Source organism: Streptomyces sp. NPDC004126, from assembly GCF_050275515.1.
Taxonomy (GTDB): Bacteria; Actinomycetota; Actinomycetes; order Streptomycetales; family Streptomycetaceae; genus Streptomyces.
In genome coordinates this window covers 195,186-214,751 of record NZ_JBNNPF010000003.1, presented here as the reverse complement: position 1 = coordinate 214,751, position 19,566 = coordinate 195,186, and the positions used below count along the sequence as shown (strand labels likewise).

15 protein-coding genes and 1 pseudogene are annotated in these 19,566 nt (G+C 76.0%); 9 read left to right on the top strand and 7 right to left on the bottom strand.

Going from position 1 to position 19,566, the window contains the following annotated elements; genetic code table 11:
- Positions 1 to 207 precede the first annotated feature (207 nt).
- On the top strand, positions 208 to 762 hold the full coding sequence (locus ACQKM2_RS04945; RefSeq protein ID WP_427706649.1) for a hypothetical protein: 555 nt from the start codon (positions 208 to 210) through the stop codon (positions 760 to 762).
- Here ACQKM2_RS04945 and ACQKM2_RS04940 read toward each other — a convergent pair.
- Genes ACQKM2_RS04940 through ACQKM2_RS04930 form a run of 3 tightly spaced genes read right to left on the bottom strand, consistent with a single transcriptional unit; the run spans position 759 to position 4,356 of the window.
- On the bottom strand, positions 759 to 2,891 hold the full coding sequence (locus ACQKM2_RS04940; protein ID WP_427706647.1) for a hypothetical protein: 2,133 nt from the start codon (positions 2,889 to 2,891) through the stop codon (positions 759 to 761). The two genes, ACQKM2_RS04945 and ACQKM2_RS04940, sit on opposite strands and share 4 nt — an antisense overlap.
- 11 nt (positions 2,892 to 2,902) lie before the next feature.
- Positions 2,903 to 3,901 carry a hypothetical protein gene (locus ACQKM2_RS04935; RefSeq protein WP_427706645.1) on the bottom strand — a complete coding sequence of 333 codons (999 nt, stop codon included), beginning with the start codon at positions 3,899 to 3,901 and terminating at the stop codon, positions 2,903 to 2,905.
- On the bottom strand, positions 3,898 to 4,356 hold the full coding sequence (locus ACQKM2_RS04930; protein ID WP_427706643.1) for a hypothetical protein: 459 nt from the start codon (positions 4,354 to 4,356) through the stop codon (positions 3,898 to 3,900). Before ACQKM2_RS04930 ends, ACQKM2_RS04935 begins: the two co-directional genes overlap by 4 nt.
- 220 nt (positions 4,357 to 4,576) lie before the next feature.
- Between ACQKM2_RS04930 and ACQKM2_RS04925 the strand changes: the two genes are divergently transcribed.
- A complete protein-coding gene (locus ACQKM2_RS04925) occupies positions 4,577 to 5,821 on the top strand; it encodes an SUKH-4 family immunity protein (RefSeq protein WP_427706641.1) in 1,245 nt (414 codons plus the stop codon).
- Positions 5,822 to 5,857: 36 nt separating this feature from the next.
- Here the strand turns inward: ACQKM2_RS04925 and ACQKM2_RS04920 are convergent, their stop codons facing one another.
- On the bottom strand, positions 5,858 to 6,799 hold the full coding sequence (locus tag ACQKM2_RS04920; protein ID WP_427706639.1) for a methyltransferase domain-containing protein: 942 nt from the start codon (positions 6,797 to 6,799) through the stop codon (positions 5,858 to 5,860).
- A 106-nt stretch (positions 6,800 to 6,905) separates the two neighbouring features.
- Between ACQKM2_RS04920 and ACQKM2_RS04915 the strand changes: the two genes are divergently transcribed.
- Complete coding sequence (locus tag ACQKM2_RS04915) at positions 6,906 to 7,493, top strand: TetR/AcrR family transcriptional regulator (protein ID WP_427706637.1); 588 nt, start codon at positions 6,906 to 6,908, stop codon at positions 7,491 to 7,493.
- A gap of 171 nt (positions 7,494 to 7,664) precedes the next feature.
- A pseudogene (locus ACQKM2_RS04910) lies at positions 7,665 to 8,255 on the top strand (phosphatase PAP2 family protein); the annotation flags it as partial.
- 87 nt (positions 8,256 to 8,342) lie between these two features.
- Here ACQKM2_RS04910 and ACQKM2_RS04905 read toward each other — a convergent pair.
- The 3 genes from ACQKM2_RS04905 to helR all read right to left on the bottom strand — a co-directional run bounded on the left by ACQKM2_RS04905 (position 8,343) and on the right by helR (position 12,826).
- Positions 8,343 to 9,038: a response regulator gene (locus ACQKM2_RS04905; protein ID WP_427706635.1), complete on the bottom strand. Its 696-nt coding sequence runs from the start codon at positions 9,036 to 9,038 to the stop codon at positions 8,343 to 8,345.
- Positions 9,035 to 10,501 carry a sensor histidine kinase gene (locus ACQKM2_RS04900; RefSeq protein ID WP_427706633.1) on the bottom strand — a complete coding sequence of 489 codons (1,467 nt, stop codon included), beginning with the start codon at positions 10,499 to 10,501 and terminating at the stop codon, positions 9,035 to 9,037. The genes ACQKM2_RS04905 and ACQKM2_RS04900 overlap by 4 nt, the downstream gene beginning before the upstream one ends.
- A 129-nt stretch (positions 10,502 to 10,630) precedes the next feature.
- A complete protein-coding gene (helR, locus tag ACQKM2_RS04895) occupies positions 10,631 to 12,826 on the bottom strand; it encodes an RNA polymerase recycling motor ATPase HelR (protein ID WP_427706631.1) in 2,196 nt (731 codons plus the stop codon).
- A gap of 420 nt (positions 12,827 to 13,246) precedes the next feature.
- Here helR and ACQKM2_RS04890 point away from each other — a divergent pair, with 420 nt between their 5' ends.
- The 5 genes from ACQKM2_RS04890 (at position 13,247) to ACQKM2_RS04870 (ending at position 19,536) form a co-directional block, all read left to right on the top strand.
- The gene (locus ACQKM2_RS04890) at positions 13,247 to 13,657 is read left to right on the top strand and encodes a hypothetical protein (RefSeq protein ID WP_427706629.1); all 411 of its coding nucleotides are present in this window, start codon (positions 13,247 to 13,249) and stop codon (positions 13,655 to 13,657) included.
- Entirely contained in the window at positions 13,651 to 14,058 is a 408-nt protein-coding gene (locus ACQKM2_RS04885; RefSeq protein WP_427706627.1) for a DUF2809 domain-containing protein, read from the top strand. The genes ACQKM2_RS04890 and ACQKM2_RS04885 overlap by 7 nt, the downstream gene beginning before the upstream one ends.
- 129 nt (positions 14,059 to 14,187) lie before the next feature.
- Entirely contained in the window at positions 14,188 to 16,035 is a 1,848-nt protein-coding gene (locus tag ACQKM2_RS04880; protein ID WP_427706625.1) for a VanW family protein, read from the top strand.
- A 125-nt stretch (positions 16,036 to 16,160) separates the two neighbouring features.
- Positions 16,161 to 18,833 (top strand): SpoIIE family protein phosphatase, encoded by a 2,673-nt coding sequence (locus ACQKM2_RS04875; protein WP_427706623.1) that lies wholly within the window; start codon positions 16,161 to 16,163, stop codon positions 18,831 to 18,833.
- Between the two features lie 10 nt (positions 18,834 to 18,843).
- Positions 18,844 to 19,536: a M15 family metallopeptidase gene (locus ACQKM2_RS04870; RefSeq protein ID WP_427706621.1), complete on the top strand. Its 693-nt coding sequence runs from the start codon at positions 18,844 to 18,846 to the stop codon at positions 19,534 to 19,536.
- Positions 19,537 to 19,566: the final 30 nt, after the last annotated feature.

The window sequence follows — 19,566 nt, the reverse complement described above, 5'->3', positions numbered from 1 at the left end:
CCCCGGCATTGAGGCCGGGCGGCCGGGTCAGGGGGCTGGGGGGCCGGGGGGGGGGGGGGGGGGGGTGGGGGGGGGGGGGGGGGGGGGCGGCCCGGCCGGGCGGGTCCGCCGCGGCAGCACGTGCCGCCCGGCCGGACCCGCAACCGCCCCGGGCCGTCCGGACACCCGCCCCGCGGACCCGCGCCGGCCCTCCGCTACCTTGACCGGATGCACAGACGCAGCAGGTGGGAGCCGCATCACCCGGCCGTACGGGCGGCCGCCGCCACCGTCGCGGCGCTCGGCGTGCTGACGGGCTGTTCGGACCTGCCGAGCGAGGAGGAGGTCCGCTACGCCGGGGACTACGGCGGCCACGAGCCGCTGGCCGTGGTCGGGTACCCGTCGACGGGCACGCTGCGGACCGCGCAGGAGGTCGTCTGGCGTACGGCCGACGGGGACGCGGAGGAACTGGCCGCCCTCGCGGCGCCGGGCACCGCGCGGGGCGTCCCGGCGGCGACGGCGCGGACCTGGATCTCCGCCTTCGGCGAGGGCGCCCGGGGAATGGTCACCGCGGAGTTCTACGACGAGGGCTCCAAACGGCAGAGCGTCGTCCTGTACTTCCACGCGACCGGCCAGATCAAGCAGATCGACGTCCGCGCGGGCATGGGCGGCGAGGACCGCGACTGGTACGTGTACATGGACCAGCCGGACCGCGCGGCGGCGACGGCCGTGCCGTCGTGGATACCCAGGGCTCCGGGCGCGCTCGGCTCCCGGTCGGGGCACTAGGACGCGTCCCCGGAGGGTCTGGGCCCGGGGGGCCTCCGTAGAGTGCGCAGGCGGCGGAGGTCGGCGGGGCCGGAGGGCCTGCGCGTGCCCGCCCGGGTCGCCGACGCCGTCAGCAGTGCTTCCAGCAGCAGTTCCTCCGGTGGGGCCGCTCCGGTCACGCGGCGCAGGCACAGGGAGAGGAGGGCCAGGGTCCGTTCCTGTGCGGGCCGCTCGGGCGAGTCCTCGGGGAGCAGGGCGACGAGTTCCGTCTGGATCTCGACCACCCGCCGCAGGACGTCGTGGTCGTGCAGTTCCAGGACGCCTCCGTAGAGCGCGCCGGCCACGTCCTGGCGGAGCCTGATCCGCCAGCCCAGTGAGACGTGGGGGAAGGACGGTGCGGCGAGTACGCCCTCGGCGGCCGCCGACAGCACCGCGAACCGCTCCGCCGTGGGGCTCCGCGCGAACGCCTTCTCTGCCTGCTCCATCCGTGCCACGACGGGGTCCAGCTCCGCTTCGGCGCGGCGGCGGGCGGGCTCGCGCGGGGTGGCGGGCGGAGCGGGCCGCAGGATGTCCGGCCACGGCTTGGCCTCGAAGTTGTGCAGCACCCGCATGACGTCCCGGAGCATGCCCTGAGAGGTGTAGAACTCCTCGGGGTCGGTCACCAGGCGGAAGCGGACCTCGCCGCGCCGCTCCACCAGTTCCCGCGCGGCGCGTTCGGCGGTGACGCGGGCGGTGGGGACGATGAGCACGGGCGAGGAGCTCTCGGGCCGCAGCATGAGGTAGGCCACGCCGTCGAGTTCGGAGTGCGCCACCGTCATCGTGACCGGTCCGCGTTCCTCGTCGAGGCCCAGCACCGGCAGTTCGACGAGCAGCGCCTGGTACGGGGTCCGGTGCTGGAGGAGGACGACGCGCCGCCGCGCGGCGAACCGGCGGTCGCCCGTCAGCACTCCGGCGAGGTCGCCGCCGTCGCGCATGCACAGGGTCGTGTCGTCGTCGAGTTCGCCGAGCCACTCGTGGAGCCAGGCCGGCGACAGGTGGCAGGCCCGCTGGTCCTGCCAGGGCGAGATGAACCACAGGGCCGTGTCGCCCTCGTCCAGCCACATCGGTTCCCGGCCGACGGGCTCCACGCCGGGCAACCGGACGGGGAGCCCGTTGTGCAGCACCTCGACCAGGGGGTAGCCGTGGAGTTCGTCGGTCGGGGGGTCGAGGTCGATCCGGCCGTTCGTGGAGGTGGTCTGGGTGAGGACCACCGACAGCAGGGCCGGATGCAGGCCCGGCATGGTGAGTGCCGGTACGGCCCACACGCCGGCGAGCAGGTCCCGGTCGTCCTGCGGCAGCGTGGTGTCGCCGACGAGCGGCCCCAGGACGTTCTCCACGAGTCCGTCCAGCCACTCGGGGGTCGGGGGACCGGCGGGGAGCCGGCCGTAGGCGAGGGGTTCTCCGTCGATGCGTACGTGTGCGAGCAGGCGGGCGGTCTCGTCGGGTCCGGCGTGCGCCGCGCGGAGCAGGGCCTCGTCGGGCAGCTCCCGCAGGGCGCGGCACAGGGCGGGGAAGCGGCGGTCCGGCCGGTTGCGCGGGACGCGGAACCACTGCTCGGCGCGTTTGGGCCGGTGGAGGCGGTGTGGCTGCCACGCCTCCAGGACGGGGACGCGGAGCGCGAGCCCGCCGAGGTCGAGGGCGAGCCGCTCCCGGGTTTCCGGGGGCAGGTCGCGGGTGCGCAGCCACTCCAGGGCGTCGGCGGCGTCGAGGTAGGGCTGAGGGTGGCGGGCCCGGTAGGCCTCCAGGGCTGCGGGCCCGAGGTCCAGGCCGGGCAGGAAGGTCGCCACCGCCTCCTGGGTGAAGCGGGACGCCTGGACGGTGGCCGCGAGCAGCCTCGCGCACCGGTCGCGCAGCGGTCCGGGCTCGTGGGGCTCCATGGCGCAGGGACTCAGGACGAGCTGCGTCCAGCCCAGTGGGGTGGTCCTGAGCAGGACGTCGTGCACGGATTCGTGCGCGAGGATCTCGGTGAGGGGGTCGCCGGCGGTGATCCGGTCGATGCTGACGAGGATGCGGCCGCCCCGGCAGAGTCCCGCCCAGTCGCGGCTGAAGTCGAGGGCGCGCGCGGTGGATCCGGTGCGGGCGTGCGGGCGGGAGGGGGAGGTGCGGGGCATGGCGGGGCCTTTCAGCGTGAGCCGTCGTCGCCCGGCGCGGCGTGCGGCGCGGCGGTGTGCGGGGCCGGCTCCTGCTGGTGCTGGTGCTCGTACGGGAGGGCGGTGAGCGGTACCCCCTGCGACCAGAACCGGGTGAGCCGGCGGCCCAGGGCCCGCTCGGCGTCGGGGTCCCCGGGCAGGGGCAGGTGCAGGGCGGTCAGGAGGTCGAAGCGGTGCAGGTCGAAGGCGGCCGACAGAGCCTCGGCGTAGCCGCGGGCCGCCGCCACGGCCGCGCGGTAGGCCACCCAGGCCGGCAGGAGGAACGCGGCCGGGCTCGCCCGCCACCAGCCGTCGGCGCCGAGGACGAGGGGGACGCTCAGCAGTCCGGTGGCGGCCGCGGTCACGCTGAGGCGGCACGCCAGGTCGAGCTGGTCGCGCCGGTCGTCGACGACGGCCCGGACCCGGTCGCCGAGCAGGGGGTAGAGCCGGGGCCACCACACGACCGCGTCCGCCCCGTACGCGGCGCCCGCCGTCGCCTCCGCGGCGCGCAGGGTGTTGCCGAGTCGCGTCGGCAGCAGGGGCACCGGGGGCGGTGGGAAGCTCCGCGCCAGCTGCCAGGCGGCCGCCAGGATCCGCTGCCGTTCGGCCTCGGCGGGGTCGGCGGTGACGACCTCGGCCGCCCGGGCCAGGCGGGCGCGGGCCCGTTCCTGCACCATGACCCCGAGCCGGGCGGCGGCGCCGGCCGGGCGCGGCCAGTACCCCTCCAGCAGCCGGACGAGCGGGGTCTGGAGGGGGTGCAGCAGGACGGCGACGAGCAGCGCCCCGAGGGCGAGGCCGGCGAGTGCGGCGCCGGACAGGCCGTGCAGGCGGGACAGTGCCCGGGACAGCTCGATGCCGCCCCCGGGCGCCCGGGCGGCGAGGAGGGCGCCGAGGTACGCCAGGGCCGCGTAGGTGGGCAGGTAGCCGACGAGGGCGAACCGTGAGCCGGTCAGCCGGGTCACGCCCGTCGCGAGCTGGGCGGGGGCGCTCACCGCGCGGCGGTCTCGTGCGGTTGCAGGGGCACGTGGTGCGCCGGGCAGGCCGGCGGGACGTCCGGGTGGCGTGCGACCAGCACGGTCGCGTCCCCGTGCGGGCAGCGGAACTCCAGCAGCGCCCAGGACACGGGCAGTCCGGGGAGGGTGGCACCGTCGCCGGTGCCCAGCGCGAACCCGCCGTCCGTGTCGTCCGGGCCCGGGCCGGCGTCGTCGTCCTCCCCTTCCTCCCCCGCTCCTCCGGCCTCCAGCAGCACGTCCTCGTCGCCGTCGGCGTCCACCCACCGGAACGCCCCGCCGCCGAGCGCGATGACCACGGCCCGCATTCCGGCGGGCGCCGCGGCGAGGAGCCGGCGTGCGATGTCGGCGTCGCCCTCCCGGAGTTCGCCGGGGAAGCCGCCCCGTCGCACCCACACCATCAGCTCGCCGGCCTGCTCCCCGCGGACGGTCCTCATGTCTGCCCCCTCCCCCTCGGCCGCTCGCGGCCGGTGTGAAAGCCACATGATGCAGGGGCGGTCCGGAGCCTGTCCGGCCGTTGACGCCACTGCCGCGGATCCGGTGCCGGCCGCCCGGCCGGGGTGGCCGCGGAGCGGGGGCGCGTTCGTACTGCCGTCCGGCAGGGGGTCGTCCGTACGAGTGAGCGGGGTTGTCGGCGGGGGATGGCAGCATGGCCCCATGGCTCCTGACGATCTTGAGAATCTGTTCGCCTCCCCCGCCGCGCTGCTGGCGGCCGGACCCGGTGCCCTCGGGGAGCTGCCCGCCACGGGCGGCGGTGCGGGGCGCGAGGCCTTCGGGCAGGCGGTCGCGGTGCTGGACGGGGCCGAGGTGTCCCGGGCCGAGTTCGCCTCGTGGCTGTACTTCGGCGCGCGGGTCCTGGGCCACGACGCGTACGCCGGCCTGGTGGCGGCGGCCGCGCCGGACATGCCGTGGCGGACCGTCTGGGCCTGGTGGCGTCCGGTCGGCGCCTACCGGGCCCAGCCGAACCTGTCCGGCGGCGCGGACGTCGAGGTCCACGAAGCACCCGACGGCCGGGTGCTGCTGAAGGTCGAGGCGCTGTGGGCGGGCAAGCGCTGGTTCGACCCGGCCAGCGGGGAGCAGGTCCCGGCCCCGGCCGAGGGGGAGTTCGCCCGACGGCGGTACGACGCCGTGCCCGGGACGGAGGAGTACGTCTTCTTCGACGACGAGGAGGAGCCGGTCCTCCACTGGCCGGAGAACTGGGAGGAGCCCGTACCGCTCGGCGGGGGCCGGTTCGTGTTCGCCGAGGAGCGCGGGATCGCGGTCGTCGAGCGGGGCGGCCTGCCGGCCGGCCCGTCCGCCGGTGCCGTCGGGTGGGGGACGGACGGGCCCTGGTTCGCGGGGCCGGTGCCCGCCGAGGTGCCGCTCGACGCCGGGCGGCTGGCGGAGGCCTTCGGGGCGGACTGGGTCCTGCGCCTGGCGCCGGAGCGGCAGCCCGCGGCGCTGCTCCACTCCCCCAGCCGGCAGCTGATCGCGCGGGCGGGGCTGCCGCGCTGGTGGGCGGTGGGGGTGGCCTCGTTCTCCCTGACGTGGACCGAGGCGGGCGCGCACCAGGTCGAGCCCGGGGAGGACGGCCTGCTGCCGCTCGGCACCTTCGACCTGAGGTACGGCGACACCGGCCTGGTGTCCGTCCACCCGGAGACGGGTGCCGTGTGGATGGTCCGCAACGGCGGGGAACCGTTCCTCCTCGCCCGGGACGTCGAGACCTTCGTCCGGCTGCTGGAGGCCGTGTACCGGTTCATGAACGCGTGCTGGAGTCCGTACCCGGGCGAAAACGGCAAGCGGGACTTCGTGCGCGAGGCGGCCGCCCTGGAGCCCTTCTCTGTCGACCCCGCCACCCCGGCCGGGGACGTCTGGGAGCACCTGTTCGCGGGCATCGTCGAGATCGACGTCTGGGGGTTCTAGGCCTGCGCCGGGGGCCGGTGCCGGGGCCGGTACGGGTCAGGCCGCGCGGGTCCCGGTCAGGAGCCAGGCGGTGCTGCGCAGCGCGACCGCGCCCCCGGCCTCGTACGCCCGGAAGGTGTCGGTCAGTCGGTCCCGGGCCCGGGCGCCCGCGTCGGGGCCGACCGCGCCCAGCAGATGGCGGCCGGGGCCGGAGCCGAGGAGGAAGTCCGCGGCCTCGCGGGCGGTGCGGCCCCAGGTGCCCCGCGCGCTGACGTGTTCGGCGCGGACGCCGCGCAGGCCCGCCGTGCGCAGCAGGCCGGTCGCGGCTGCGGGGTCGGCCAGCGAGAACATGCCCGGCCCGCCCGGCGATCCGAAGCTCCCGACCGGCAGTACGTCCGCGAGCGCGGTGAGCGCCGTCAGCCACTCGTTGCCCTCGGGCTCGGCCGCGCACAGGAAGGCGACGCGGCCGCCCGGCCGGAGCGCCGAGGCGATGTTGGCGAACGCGGCCGCGGGGTCGGAGAAGAACATGACGCCGAACCGGCTGATCGCGGCGTCATAGGCGGCTTCGGGCAGCGGGTGGGTCTGGGCGTCGCCGTGCGTGAAGGAGACGTTGGCGATGCCCTCCCGCGCTGCCACCGTACGGGCCCGGTCGAGCATGGGGCCGGACAGATCGAGGCCGTGGGCGTGGCCGCGGTGGGCCGCCCGGGCCGCCAGCCGGGTGGTGGCGCCGGCCCCGCAGCCGATGTCGAGGACGCGTCCGTCGGGCTTGATCGCGGCGGCGGTGAGCAGGGGGCGGTCGAAGCCCCCGTTGACCGCGTTCCAGCGGTCGTGATGGGCGGCCCAGTGGGCGCCTTCGTAGCCGTTCCACGCCTCGGCCTGGGCGGTGCCGGCGGTGCTGTCGGTGCCGGCGGTGCTGTCGGTGCCGGCGGTGCTGTCGGTGTCGGCGGTGCTGTCGGTGTCGGCGGTGCTGTCGGTGTCGGCGGTGCTGTCGGTGTGCATGGGGAAGGACCTCCGGCAGGATGGGCGCCCACCTAGAATGGGCGAGTGCCCAAACAGTATGGGCGCATGCCCATACTGGCAATCCCCTTACACCGGGAGGATGTTGATGTCACCGCGAGGAGTGGCCATCGAAGGCCTGCGGGAGCGGCTGTTCGATGCGGCGGACCGCGTGCTGGCCCGGGACGGGGCCGCCGCCCTGACCAGCCGGGCGGTGACCGAGGAGGCGGGCTGCGCCAAGGGCGTGCTGCACACCCGCTTCGCCGGCCTGGACGAGTTCGTCGCCGAGCTCGTCCTCTTCCGCTTCGGGTCGGCCGCCGCCCGGGCGGAGCAGCTCCCGGCCAGGGCGGGCTCGGGCGAAGTGGCGGACAACCTCGCGGACGTGGCGTCCGCGGTGCTGTCCCTGGACCCCGGTCTCGTGGGACTGGCCGTGACCCGGCCGGTCGCGGCGCGGCGGGTGCGGGAGGCGTGGGCGGACGGAGCCCCCGGGTTCGACGCCATCGAGCGGGCGGTCGGCGGCTACCTGCGCGCGGAGCAGGCCCTCGGGCGGGTGGGGGCCGGCGTGGACGTGGAGTCGGCCGCGCTGGCGCTCGTGGGAACGCTGCACCACCTCCTGATGACCGGACCGGCCGGGGCGGACCCCTCGGTCCGGGGCCGGGTCGAACGTCTGGTGCGGGCGCTGACCGGGACGGCCTGACCCGGACCGGCGCCGGGCCGCCGGGCGGGCGCTCCTGCCGCGACTCCCACCGCCCCGGCGACCCCGTCCACCTCGTCAACCCCGTCAACCCCGTCAACCCCGACGATCGTCGGGGGTGCGGGCAGCCGTTCGGCCAGGGTGCGCGGACCGCGCGCTTCCTACCGTCGGGGCATGGAATCGATCATGAGATGGGGTCGGGGGCGCCGCCCGCTGCTCGCGGTGGCCGCGGCCGGTGCGGGAGCGGCGGCCGTGGTGTGGCTTGCCCCCGGCGCAGCAGTGGGCACGGACGCGCCGGTGCACGTCACCGGGGGCTGGTCGGCCGCCGGCTACCGGGCGTTGACCGGGAGCGTGGCCGACGGCCCGGCATGGGCGCGGGCCCTCGTGGAACCGGCCAGCGACGGCACCCTGCTGCTGCTCGGGCTGCTGCTGCTCTGGGCGGCCTGGAGCGCCCTGCGCCGCCGGGACGCCCTGGAACTGGCCGGGACCGCGGCGGCCGCCGCCGGGACCGCCCTCGCCTACGCGACCAGCGAGGCCGTCAAGCTCCTCGTCGACGAGGAGCGTCCCTGCCGCGCCCTGACCGGCATCCGGGCGCAGGCGGTGTGTCCCGAGCCGGGCGACTGGTCCTTCCCGAGCAACCACGCGACCCTGGCGGTCGCGCTGGCCGTGGGGGTGGTCCTCGTACGGCCCCGGCTCGCCGCCCTGGCGCTGCCGGTGGGCGCGGCGGCCGCGCTGCTGCGGGTGGCGGCCGGGGTGCACTACCCGCACGACGTCCTGGCGGGCGCGGTGCTCGGTACGGCGGCCGCGGTGGCCGTACGGCTCCTCGTACTGCCGTACGCCGTACGGCCGGTGTCAGCCCTGCTCGGCCTCGGTGCGGCCGGACGGCACCGGGACCACGCCGGCCTCGTGCGCGACCACCGCCGCCGCGGCCCGGTTGTCGACGCCGAGGCGCGCGAGGATGGAGCTGACGTGGGCCTTCACCGTGCCCTCCGCGAGCCCCAGGCGGCGCGCGACCTGGCCGTTGGAGAATCCGCTGCCGAGGTACCCGAGCACCTCCCGCTCGCGGCCGGTCAGGGCATCGACCTTGGCCCGCGCCGTGGAGCGGCGGGCGGCGGCGGCTCCCGCGCCGCCCGCCGCCAGGTGGGCGACGACCCGGGCCGCGACCTTCGGTGACAGGTAGGCGGCGCCGTCGGCGACGGCCCGGACGCCGGCGATCAGCTCCTCCGGCTCCCCCGACTTGATCAGGAAGCCGGCGGCGCCCTCGCCCAGGGCCCGCAGGATGTACTCGTCCTCGCCGAAGGTCGTCAGCATCACCACTCCCGTCCCGGGGACGGTCCTGCGTATCTCGGCGGCGGCTTCCAGGCCTCCCGTCCCGGGCATCCGGATGTCGAGGACCGCCACGTGCGGGCGGTGCAGCCGGACGAGTTCCACCGCCCGTCGGCCGTCGGCGGCCTCCGCGACCACGGTGAGGCCCGGATCGCAGGCGAGGACCGCGCGGACGCCCGCGCGGACCATGGGTTCGTCGTCGGCGATCAGGATCCGGATCATCGGACGTCCTTCCCGGTGTACTCGTCGGTGGAGACCAGGCGCCCGGCCCGGAAGCAGAGGCGGTAGACGTCCCCCGAGCGGTCGTCGAACGGGTCGGCGGTCTGTACGTAGAACTCGCAGACCGCGTCCCGGGGTTCGGGCGTGGGAGCGGCGGGGCGGCGGGTCGTCTGGCGTTCGGGCAGGTACCGCGCCACCTCCGCGCGCGGCCGGCCCGGGTACAGGCGGGCGTAGTCGGCGGGCGCGAGGACCGACTGCCGTGCGGTGAAGGTGTCCCACGCGCGCACCGCGCCGATCAGCAGGGCGCAGGTGCACAGCGGTACGAGGACGGCCGCGGCGGCGGTACGGCCCAGCCGGCGACGGGCCGTCCGGTGCTCGGGGGGCAGTGCCCCGGCGGGCCGGGCGGGCGGCGGGGGCGCCGCGGTCCCGGGGCGGTGCGGGAGCGTGGCGCGTACGGCGAAGCCTTCGCCTTCGGGACCGCAGGTGAAGGTGCCGCCCGCCAGCCGGACGCGTTCGTCCAGGCCGATGAGGCCGAAGCGGTGCTCCTCCCCGGCCGCCGGGGCCCCTGCGGCCGGTTCGGGCCGGGGGGTCCGGTCCCGGGGCCGCCCGGAGGCCCCGGGCGCCGGGTGGTCGGTCACGGTGACCTCGGTCCGGTCCCCGGTCCGGCGGACGAGGACGGTCGCGCGGTGCCCGGGGGCGTGCTTGGCGACGTTCGTCAGGGCCTCCTGGACGACCCGGTGCACGGCCCTCCCGACGGCGGGCGGCGGCGCGCCGCCGGCCGGGCCGGCGCCGTCCGGTACGCCCTCCACGCTCAGCCGCGCGTCCAGTCCCGCGGCGGCGGCCCGGTCCACCAGCCCCTCGACCTCGGCGAGTCCGGCGGCCGGCCCGGACCCCGGCGCCGGCTCCGACGGCTCGCGCAGGACCCCGATCACCTCCCCGAGGCGGTCCACGGCGGCACCCGCCCTGGCCCGGATGTCCTGGGCGGCGGCCCGGTGTTCGTCCGGCAGCCCGGGGGCGAGTTTCAGCGCCCCCGCCGACAGGGCGATGAGGCTGAGGTCGTGGCCGAGGAGGTCGTGCATGTCCTGGGCGATGCGGGTCCGTTCGCGCAGCCGGGCCTGTTCTGCGACCAGCCGCTGTTCCCGCTCCAGCCGTGCGGCCCGCTCCCACCCGGCCCGTACGAGTTCGCGGTACTGGCGCAGGAAGCGGCCCGCGAACCAGGGCAGCATCGCCGCCACGAGGAGCAGCCCGACGAACCGGCTCGCCCACCCCAGCCAGGCCGGCACGAGGAGTACGCAGACCACGGCGGCGGCGAGGACCGCGGCCAGTGCCGCCGCCGTGCTCCGGGCACGGCCCGGCTGCCGGCCGGCGAGGAAGGCGCAGACCGCCGCCGGCAGACCCCACCACAGGGTGGACACGCCCGTGCCGACGCCGGCCACCGCCCCGGCGAACAGGCCGGCGGACAGCACCGGAACGGGTATCCGCTTCCGTGCCGGTGCCGGTGCTGGTGCTGGTGCCGTCCGGTAGCTCAAGATCGTTCTTCTCACGGACGCGACCCTACGCAACCGGGCCCGTCCCGCGGCACCGCCGAAAGTCCACTACCGCCGGCCGGCTCCGGTGAGGACCACCAGGCGCTGGGTCGCCCGGGTCATCGCGACGTAGCGGTCGACCGCGCCCGCCACGCCCGTGCCGAACTCCTGCGGGTCGACGAGGACCACCAGGTCGAACTCCAGCCCCTTCGACAACCGCGGGGTCAGCGACCGGACGCGGGGCGTCGCGCGGAACGAGGGGTCGCCGATGACGCAGGCGATCCCCTCCGGGTGCGCGGAGAGCCAGGCGTCGAGGACCGCGTCCCGTTCGGCGGCGGACCCGTGGACGACGGGGATGCCGGTGCTCCGGACGGACGCCGGCACGTTGGCGTCCGGGAGGGCCGCCCGGATGACCGGCTCGGCCTCGGCCATGACCTCTTGCGGGGTGCGGTAGTTGACGCTCAGCGAGGCCATGGTGATCCGGTCGAGCCCGATCCGTTCGAGCCGTTCCCGCCAGGACTCCGGGAACCCCTCCCTGGCCTGGGCCCGGTCCCCGACGATGGTGAAGCTGCGGGAGGGGCAGCGCTGCAGCAGCATCTGCCATTCGGCGTCGGTCAGTTCCTGGGCCTCGTCCACGACGACGTGCGCGAACGGGCCCGCGAGCAGGTCCCGGTCGGCGGAGGGCAGTGCCGTCTCGTCGATCAGGCTGTCCTGGAGGTCCCTGCCGCGCAGCATCGTCACCGCGCCCTCGCCGTCGGCGTCGGCCGCGACCACGCTGTCGATGACGTCGGCCATGCGCCGGCGTTCGGCGGCGGCGGAGGCCTCGCGCCGGCGCTCGCGCAGCGAGGCCCCCGAGTCGCCGAGCCGGTGCCGGGCGGCGTCCAGCAGGGGCAGGTCGGCGACCGTCCAGCGCTCGCCGTCCTCGCGCCGGAGGCGGGCCGCCTCCTCGCGGCTGAGCCAGGGGGCGCACGCGCGCAGGTAGGCGGGGACCGTCCACAGGTCGGCGACGAGTTCGGTGGCCTCCAGCATCGGCCACGCGCGGTCGAGGGCGGTCACCAGCTCCCGGTTCTGCCGCAGCGACCTGTTCAGCAGCTCGGGCGAGAGGTCGTCCCCTTCCCCGTCCTCGTCGCCGTACCCGTCGCCCTCGTCGAGGTGCTTGTCCAGCAGGATCGCGACCAGTTCCGACCAGATCTGCTCGCGGGCCTCGTTGTGCGGGGTGCCCGGTTCGACCGCCCCGAACGCGGCGGCCCAGTCGCCGGGGGTCAGCCGGACGTCGGCCCAGTGGGTGCTGACCGTCATCCCCCCGGCGGGCGGCTCCTCGTAGAGCCGGACGGCCGCGTCGATCGCCTTCACCAGGCCCGCGGAGGACTTCAGGCGGGCCACCTCCGGGGCGCTCTCGGGCACCGCCGTGGCGCCCTCGGCGACGAGGTCGCGGACGGTGCAGGTCTGAACGCCCTCCTCACCGAGGCTGGGCAGGACGTCGGCGACGTAGGACAGGTAGGGGCGGTGCGGGCCGACGAAGAGCACGCCGCCCCGGCGGTGGCCCAGGCGGGGGTCCGCGTAGAGGAGGTGGGCGGTCCGGTGCAGGGCGACCACGGTCTTCCCCGTGCCCGGACCGCCGTCGACGACGAGCGCGCCGCGGGATCCCGCCCGGATGATGGCGTCCTGGTCCGCCTGGATGGTGCCGAGGACGTCCCGCATCCGGGACGACCGGTTGCCCGCGAGGCTCGCGATGAACGCCGACTGGTCGTCGAGCGCGGCGTGCCCCTCCAGGGCGTCGACGGTGAACACCTCGTCCCAGTAGTCGCCGATCCGGCCGCGGTTCCAGCGGTACCTGCGGCGGCTCGCCAGACCCGTCGGGTTGGCGTGGGTGGCCGCGAAGAAGGGTTCGGCGGCCGGCGAGCGCCAGTCGACGAGCAGCCGGCGGCCCGTGCTGTCGGTCAGGCCGAACCGGCCGACGTACAGGGGTTCGGGGTCGTCGGCGAGGACGATGCGGCCGAGGCACAGGTCCAGGCCGAAACGGCGCAGCAGGCGCAGGCGGGCGGTCAGCCGGTGGATCTCCGCGTCCCGGTCCATGGCCTCCCGGCCGACGCCCCCGGGTGCCCTGCGCGCGGCGTCGAGCCGTTCGGACACCTCGGCGATCGTCTGCGCGAGGGTTTCCCCGATGGCGGCGAAGTGCCGCTCGTCGCCGGCGACGAGCTCCGGGGCGGCCTTGGCGGAGAGGTGGTCGGCAAGGTCGAACACGCTGGTGGTCAGCGGGGGCACTGGTGCGGCTCCGATCCGGGGTCGTTCGCGACCCGTGTGTTGCGGCGGTTTTGGCTCAGGCCGGTGATTCTGCGGGAGGACGGGGGCCTTGCCGCAAGCCCCCCGGTGCGTTATAACTTGAGAGTGGCAAGGAGTGGGTTCACCTCCTTGCCTTTGTCATGTCCGGCGCTCTGCCGCCGGTTCGGGTGCCACTGCGCGGGCTGCTCCCCGCCCCGCCCTTCGCCCGTTCCTCCCCCAGCCACCGCTGGGAGGTGCCCCCGGGGGCTGCGCCCCGGACCCCCTGAGGCCCCGCCCGCCCGGACCCCCGGCGCGCCGGCCCGGGCGGGGCCCGGCGGTGGGGGCGGGAGGGCGGCGGCGGATAATGGCGTCGCCGCGCGCCGAGCGGCGGGGGTGCGCACCGACCGGGGAGACGAAGGATCCATGACGCTGAAGGAAGGCCGGCGGGTGACGCTGACGGCCGACATCGGGCTCGCCGACGCGCTGGCCGCGGCGGACGGCTCCGGCGCCCCGCCCGTGCCCGTGGCCGGGTTCCTCGCTCTGGCGGCGGGCACGGCGGGGACGGTCGAGCGGGTGGACCGGGTGGAGCGGCGGGAGGGCCACGGCGTCCGCGAGTACGCGCGCCTCAAGTCGCTCTTCGATTCCTTCGGGCACGCCATGCCGGAGGGCAGCAGGCGGCAGCTGGAGGAGCAGCTCGCGGCCCTGGAGCCGGAGTGGACCGCGCACCAGGAGCTGGGGCCCGGCGTGACGGTCCGGGTCCGTTTCGACAACGGGTTCGTCCTGGACGGGACGCCCGCGGACCTGTTCGCCGACGCGGGCGGCGACCTGTGCTGATCCGGGCGCGCCTGGCCGCCGCGGGTGCCGCGGTGGTGGTGGTCGCGGCGGGGCTGGGTCTGCGGGCGGTGGCCGGCGGGGACGTGGCGAAGTACGGCGGTGACGCGCTGTACACCGTCCTGGTGCTGGCCCTGGTGGTGCTGGTGGCGCCCCGGCTGGCGGCGCCGCGGGCCGCGGCGGCCGCGCTGGCCGTCAGCTGGGCGGTGGAGTTCCTCCAGCTCAGTGCGGTGCCGGCGGAGCTCTCCCGGCGCAGCACGGTGGCCCGGCTGGTGCTCGGGTCCACCTTCAACGCGCCCGATCTGCTCTGGTACGCCGTGGGCGCGGCGGCCGGCGGGCTCGTCCTGGCGGGCCTGCGAGCGCGCCGCTCCCGCACCACAGCGAGGCCTTTGTCCGTTTTGTGAGAACGGTTACCTTCTCACCCGAATGGCGCTCTTCCGGGTTCATGATGGTTGACCGGAACTGTCGTCTACGCGCCCCCCTGCCACGGCCCGAGAGCCGTCGGCGGCCGGTCGGCGCCACTAGGGAGAACCGTGCGACCTGCGGGCAGCTGGACGGGCAAGAACTGGCGGATCGCGCTGCCGGTGGCGGGAGGGGCCCTCGTACTGGGCTTCGGCGGCCTCTACGCCGCCGGGCTCGCCGTGGGCGACGACGTCGCCGACGGCACCCGGGTCCGGGGCGTCGAGATCGGCGGCATGAGCCGTGCGGCGGCGCAGAGCACGCTGGTCCGGGAACTCGGTCCGCGGGCCGGCGCCCCGATCCCGGCGGGCATCGGGGACCGCGTCGAGCAGGTCGCCCCGGCCTCCGTCGGCCTGTCCCTGGACGCCGCCGCGACCGCCGAGCGCGCCTCCCGGGCGGGCCACGGGCCGGTCGAGGTCATCGGCAGGCTCTTCGCCTCCGGCGACCCGGACCTGGAGCCCGTGATCCGCACCGACGAGCAGGCCGCCCGCGCGGGCGTCGACCGGCTCGTGGCGGACACCGCCCAGGCGGTCCGCGACGGGTCCATCGCCTTCGAGGCCGGCAAGCCCCGGGTCGTCCCCGCCCGGACCGGCGTCACCGTGGTCCGGGACCAGGCCCTCGACACCCTCCGGGACGCCTACCTCCGCCCGGCCGGCGCCCCCGTCGCCCTGCCCGTCGACCGCACCGAACCGCGCGTGGGCGCGGACGAGACCGGGCGGGCCCTGCGCGAGTTCGCCCGGCCCGCCGTGTCGGGGCCGGTCACCCTCAGCGTCGCCGGTACGCGGATACCCGTGAGCCCCGCGGTCCTGGGCGAGCACCTGGAGATGAACCCCGACGCGGGCGGCCGCCTGGTGCCCGCCCTGGACTCCGACGCCCTGCTCGCCGACCCCGCGGTGGCCGGCCCCGTCGCCGAGGCCGCCGGGCAGCCGCGCGACGCCGCGCTCGACGTGGACGCGGCCGGACGCGTGGTGGTCGCGCAGAGCAGCCGCGCCGGGCAGGAGGTCACCGGGGAGGCCCTCGGCCGGGCCGTGCTGCCCGCGCTGACCCGCTCGGGCGCCGGCCGGAGCGCCGAGGTGGCCACCAAAGCCGTCGAGCCGGAGCTCACCGATGCCGAGGTGCAGCGCCTCGGCATCAAGGAGCAGATGTCCTCCTTCACCGTGCAGTTCCCGGCCGCCCCGTACCGGACCACGAACATCGGGCGCGCCGTGGAGCTGATCAACGGCTCCGTGGTCATGCCCGGCAAGGAGTGGAGCTTCAACCGCACGGTCGGCGAGCGCACCGAGGAGAACGGCTTCGTCGACGGGATCATGATCAACGACGGCCGGTACGTGAAGTCGCCCGGCGGCGGTGTCTCCGCGGTCGCCACCACGATGTACAACGCCATGTTCTTCGCCGGTCTGGAGCCCGTGGAGCACGGCGCGCACTCCTTCTACATCGAGCGCTACCCCGAGGGCCGGGAGGCCACCGTCGCCTGGGGCAGCCTCGACCTGCGCTGGCTCAACGACTCCGGGCACCCGGTGTACGTGAAGGCCTCCTCGACGGACACCTCGCTGACGATCACCCTGCTCGGCACGAAGAAGTACGACGAGATCCGCGCGACCAAGGGCCCCCGCACCAACGTCGTGCCGCCCGCCAAGATCAACGCCGCCGGGCCGAAGTGCGAGGTGCAGACGCCCCTGGAGGGCTTCGACGTGGCCGTCGGCCGGGTGTTCGTCACGAACGGCCAGGAGGTCAAGCGCGAGGAGTACAAGACGCACTACACCCCGCGCGACGAGGTCAGCTGCGAGCCGGAGACCGCGCCCGGCACGGCACCCGGCACGGCACCCGGCGGCGCCCCCACTCCGGGCACCACGACGCCGGGCACCGCGACGGCGGGCGGCTCCTCGACGGCCGCCCAGGCGGCCGCCGCACAGGGCCGGTAGGGGGAAAGAGCCCTCACCCGCGGTGACCGGCGGCGCGCGCGGCGCGCTCCGCCGGGCGCCGGAGGGGCCCCAGGTGCTACAACTGGGGACGTGACCCTTCCTCGCCAGCCGTACCGGGCAATTCGGTGCGGTCACCCCTGAGCAAGGGATTCAAGAGCGTCGCCGGACAGGTGTTCGTCCTTCAGGTGGCGATCGTGGTGTTGCTCGCCGCCGGTGCCCTCCTGGCGCTGCTCCTGCAGTCCCGCCACGACGTCGACCGTGAGGCGCGCAACCGGTCGGTCGCCGTCGCGGAGACCTTCGCGCACTCCCCCGACCTCCAGGAAGCGCTGCGGACGGCGAACCCGTCCGCCACCCTCCAGCCGCTGGCCGAGGTCACCCGCAAGGCCGCCGGGGTCGACTTCATCGTCGTCATGGACACCAACGGGATCCGCTACAGCCATCCCAAGCCGGACCGCATCGGCAAGCGCTTCGTGGGGAACATCGAGCCCTCCCTCGCCGGCCGGGTGCACACCGAGAGCGTGCAGGGGCCCCTCGGCAAGGAGATCCAGGCGGTGGTGCCCGTCACCGCCCCGGACGGCCGGGTCGTCGGGCTGGTGTCGGCGGGCCTGACCGTGGAGAACGTGAGCGGCGCCTTCGACCGCCAGCTCCCGGTGATCCTGCTGGCCATGGCGACCGGCCTGGCCCTGGCCACCGCCGGCACCGCCCTGACCAGCCGCCGCCTGCGCCGGCAGACGCGCGGCCTGGGCCCCCAGGAGATGACCCGGATGTACGAGCACCACGACGCGGTGCTCCACTCCGTCCGCGAGGGTGTGGTGATCACCGACGGGGACGGGCGGCTGGTCCTGGCGAACGACGAGGCCAAGCGGCTGCTCGGGCTGCCCGAGGAGGCCGAGGGCCGCCGCATCGACGAGGTGCCGGGCCTGGACAGCCGGATGGCCGACCTGCTGCTTTCGGGCCGGGTGGCCACGGACGAGGTGCTGGAGACCGGGGACCGGCTGCTCGTCGTCAACCAGCGGCCCACCCATCCGCGCGGCCGGCCGGAGGGCGCCGCCGTCACCATCCGCGACTCCACGGACATGCAGGTCCTCACCGGCCGTGCCGAGGCGGCCCGCAAGCGCCTGCGGCTGCTGTACGACGCCACCGGCGACATCGGGACCACCCTGGACGTGGAGCGGACCGCCCAGGAGCTCGCCGACGTCGCCGTGCCCCGGTTCGCGGACTACGTCACCGTCGACCTGGCCGGCCCGGTGCTCGACGGCGAGGAGCCCGGCCCCGGCTCCGACATGCGGCGCACCGCGGTCAGCGGCATCCGCCGGGACCACCCGCTGTACCCGCTCGGGCGGGTGATCGAGTTCAAGCCCACCACCCCGCAGGCGCGCGGCTACGACACGGGGAGGACGGAGCTGGTGCCCGACCTGGGCGACGCGCCGGGGTGGCGCGTCCAGGACCCCCGCCGGGCCAAGGCCATCATCGAGTACGGGATCCACTCCCTGATCGCGGCGCCGCTCAAGGCCAGGGGCGTGGTCCTCGGCGTGGTCAACTTCTGGCGGGCCCGCAAGCCCGAGCCCTTCGACGAGGACGACGTGTCGCTCGCCGAGGAACTCGTCGCCCGGGCCGCCGTGGCCATGGACAACGCCCGCCGCTACACCCGTGAGCACACCCTGGCGGTCACCCTCCAGCGCAGCCTGCTGCCGCGCGGCCTGCCCGAGCAGAGCGCCGTGGACGCGGCGCACAGCTACCTGCCCGCGCAGTCGGGGGTGGGCGGGGACTGGTTCGACGTGATCCCGCTGCCGGGCGGCCGGGTCGCCCTGGTCGTCGGGGACGTGGTCGGGCACGGGCTGCACGCGGCGGCCACGATGGGGCGGCTGCGTACCGCGGTGCACAACTTCACCTCCCTCGACCTGCCGCCGGACGAGCTGCTGGCCCGGCTCGACGACCTCGTGCAGCGCATCGACGAGGACGACACCGACGGGGCCGGCGGAATGCTCGGCGCTACCTGCCTGTACGCCGTGTACGACCCGGTGTCCCGGGCCTGCACCCTGTCCCGGGCCGGGCACCTGCCTCCGCTGGTGGTCGCCCCGGACGGCAGCACGGAGATCGTCGACCTGCCGGCCGGGCCGCCGCTCGGGCTGGGCGGCATGCCGTTCGAAACGACCGAGCTGCGGCTGGCGGAGGGCAGCCAGCTGGTGCTGTACACGGACGGGCTGGTGGAGCAGCGGACCCGGGACATCGAGGAAGGGCTGGAACTGCTGCGGGAGGCGCTGAGCCACCCGGACCGGGACCCGCAGGAGAGCTGTCTCGCGGTCCTCGAAGCCATGCTGCCGGCCCGGCCGACCGACGACGTGGCCCTGCTCATCGCCCGGACCCGGACCCTCGGGCCCGACCGGGTCGCGCAGTGGGACGTACCGCCGAGGGCCAGCGGGGTCGGCGTCGTGCGGAACCTGGCGTCCGCCAAGCTGGAGGAGTGGGGGATGGAGGAGCTCGCCTTCACCACGGAGCTCATCCTCAGCGAGCTGATCACCAACGCCCTGCGGCACGGCGTACCCCCGGTGCGGGTCCGGCTGCTCCACGACCACGCGCTGACCTGCGAGGTGTGGGACGGCAGCAGCACCGCCCCGCACCTGCGGTACGCGGCCACCACGGACGAGGGCGGCCGCGGGCTGTTCCTCGTGGCGCAGCTCAGCGAGCACTGGGGCACCCGTTACACCCCGGACGGCAAGGTCATCTGGTCGGAGCAGACCCTCCAGGGCACCCCGAACGGCGTACCCCTGGACGTCTTCGGGGACCTCGAACCGTAGCGTGGGCGGGGTGCGCCCCCCGCACTCCGTGTCCGCCTCCCTGACCGCGGTCGCCGTGCTGTGCGCGAGCGCGGCGCCCGGCTGCGCGCCCTCCGGGCGGGAGCGGTCCCGGGTGCCGGTGCCGGCCGTCACGGCGGCGCTCGCGGCGGAGGTGTCGGGCGTACCGGCGGGGAAGCTGGGGGCGGGCCCGCGGGCCGGGTGCCCGGTGCCGGCGGAGCGGCTGCGGCTGGTCCGGATGAACCACTGGGGCTTCGACGGGAAGGTCCACCGGGGCGAGCTGGTCGTCCACCAGGACGCGGTGGAGCCGCTGCTGTACGTCTTCGGCCGGGCCCTGGAGGCCCGGTTCCCGATCCGCCGGATGCGCGTGGCGGCCGACTACGGCGGCGACGACCTCGCGGCGATGGCCGACGACAACACCTCGGCCTTCAACTGCCGGCCGGTGACCGGGGACGCCGGGAGGCTGTCCCGGCACTCGTGGGGGCTGGCCGTGGACGTCAACCCGGTCGAGAACCCGTACGTCGACCGGCGCGGGACGGTGCACCCGCCGGCGGGCCGGGCCCGTCTTCGGCGGGACCCGGACCGCCCCGGGACGATCACCGAGGACGGCGTGCTGGTCAGGGCGTTCCGCCGGGTCGGCTGGCACTGGGGCGGCGAATGGTGGTCGAACCCGGACTACCAGCACTTCTCGGCCGACGGCGGGTAGCCGGCCGGGCCGGCGGCCCCGCCGCGCCCG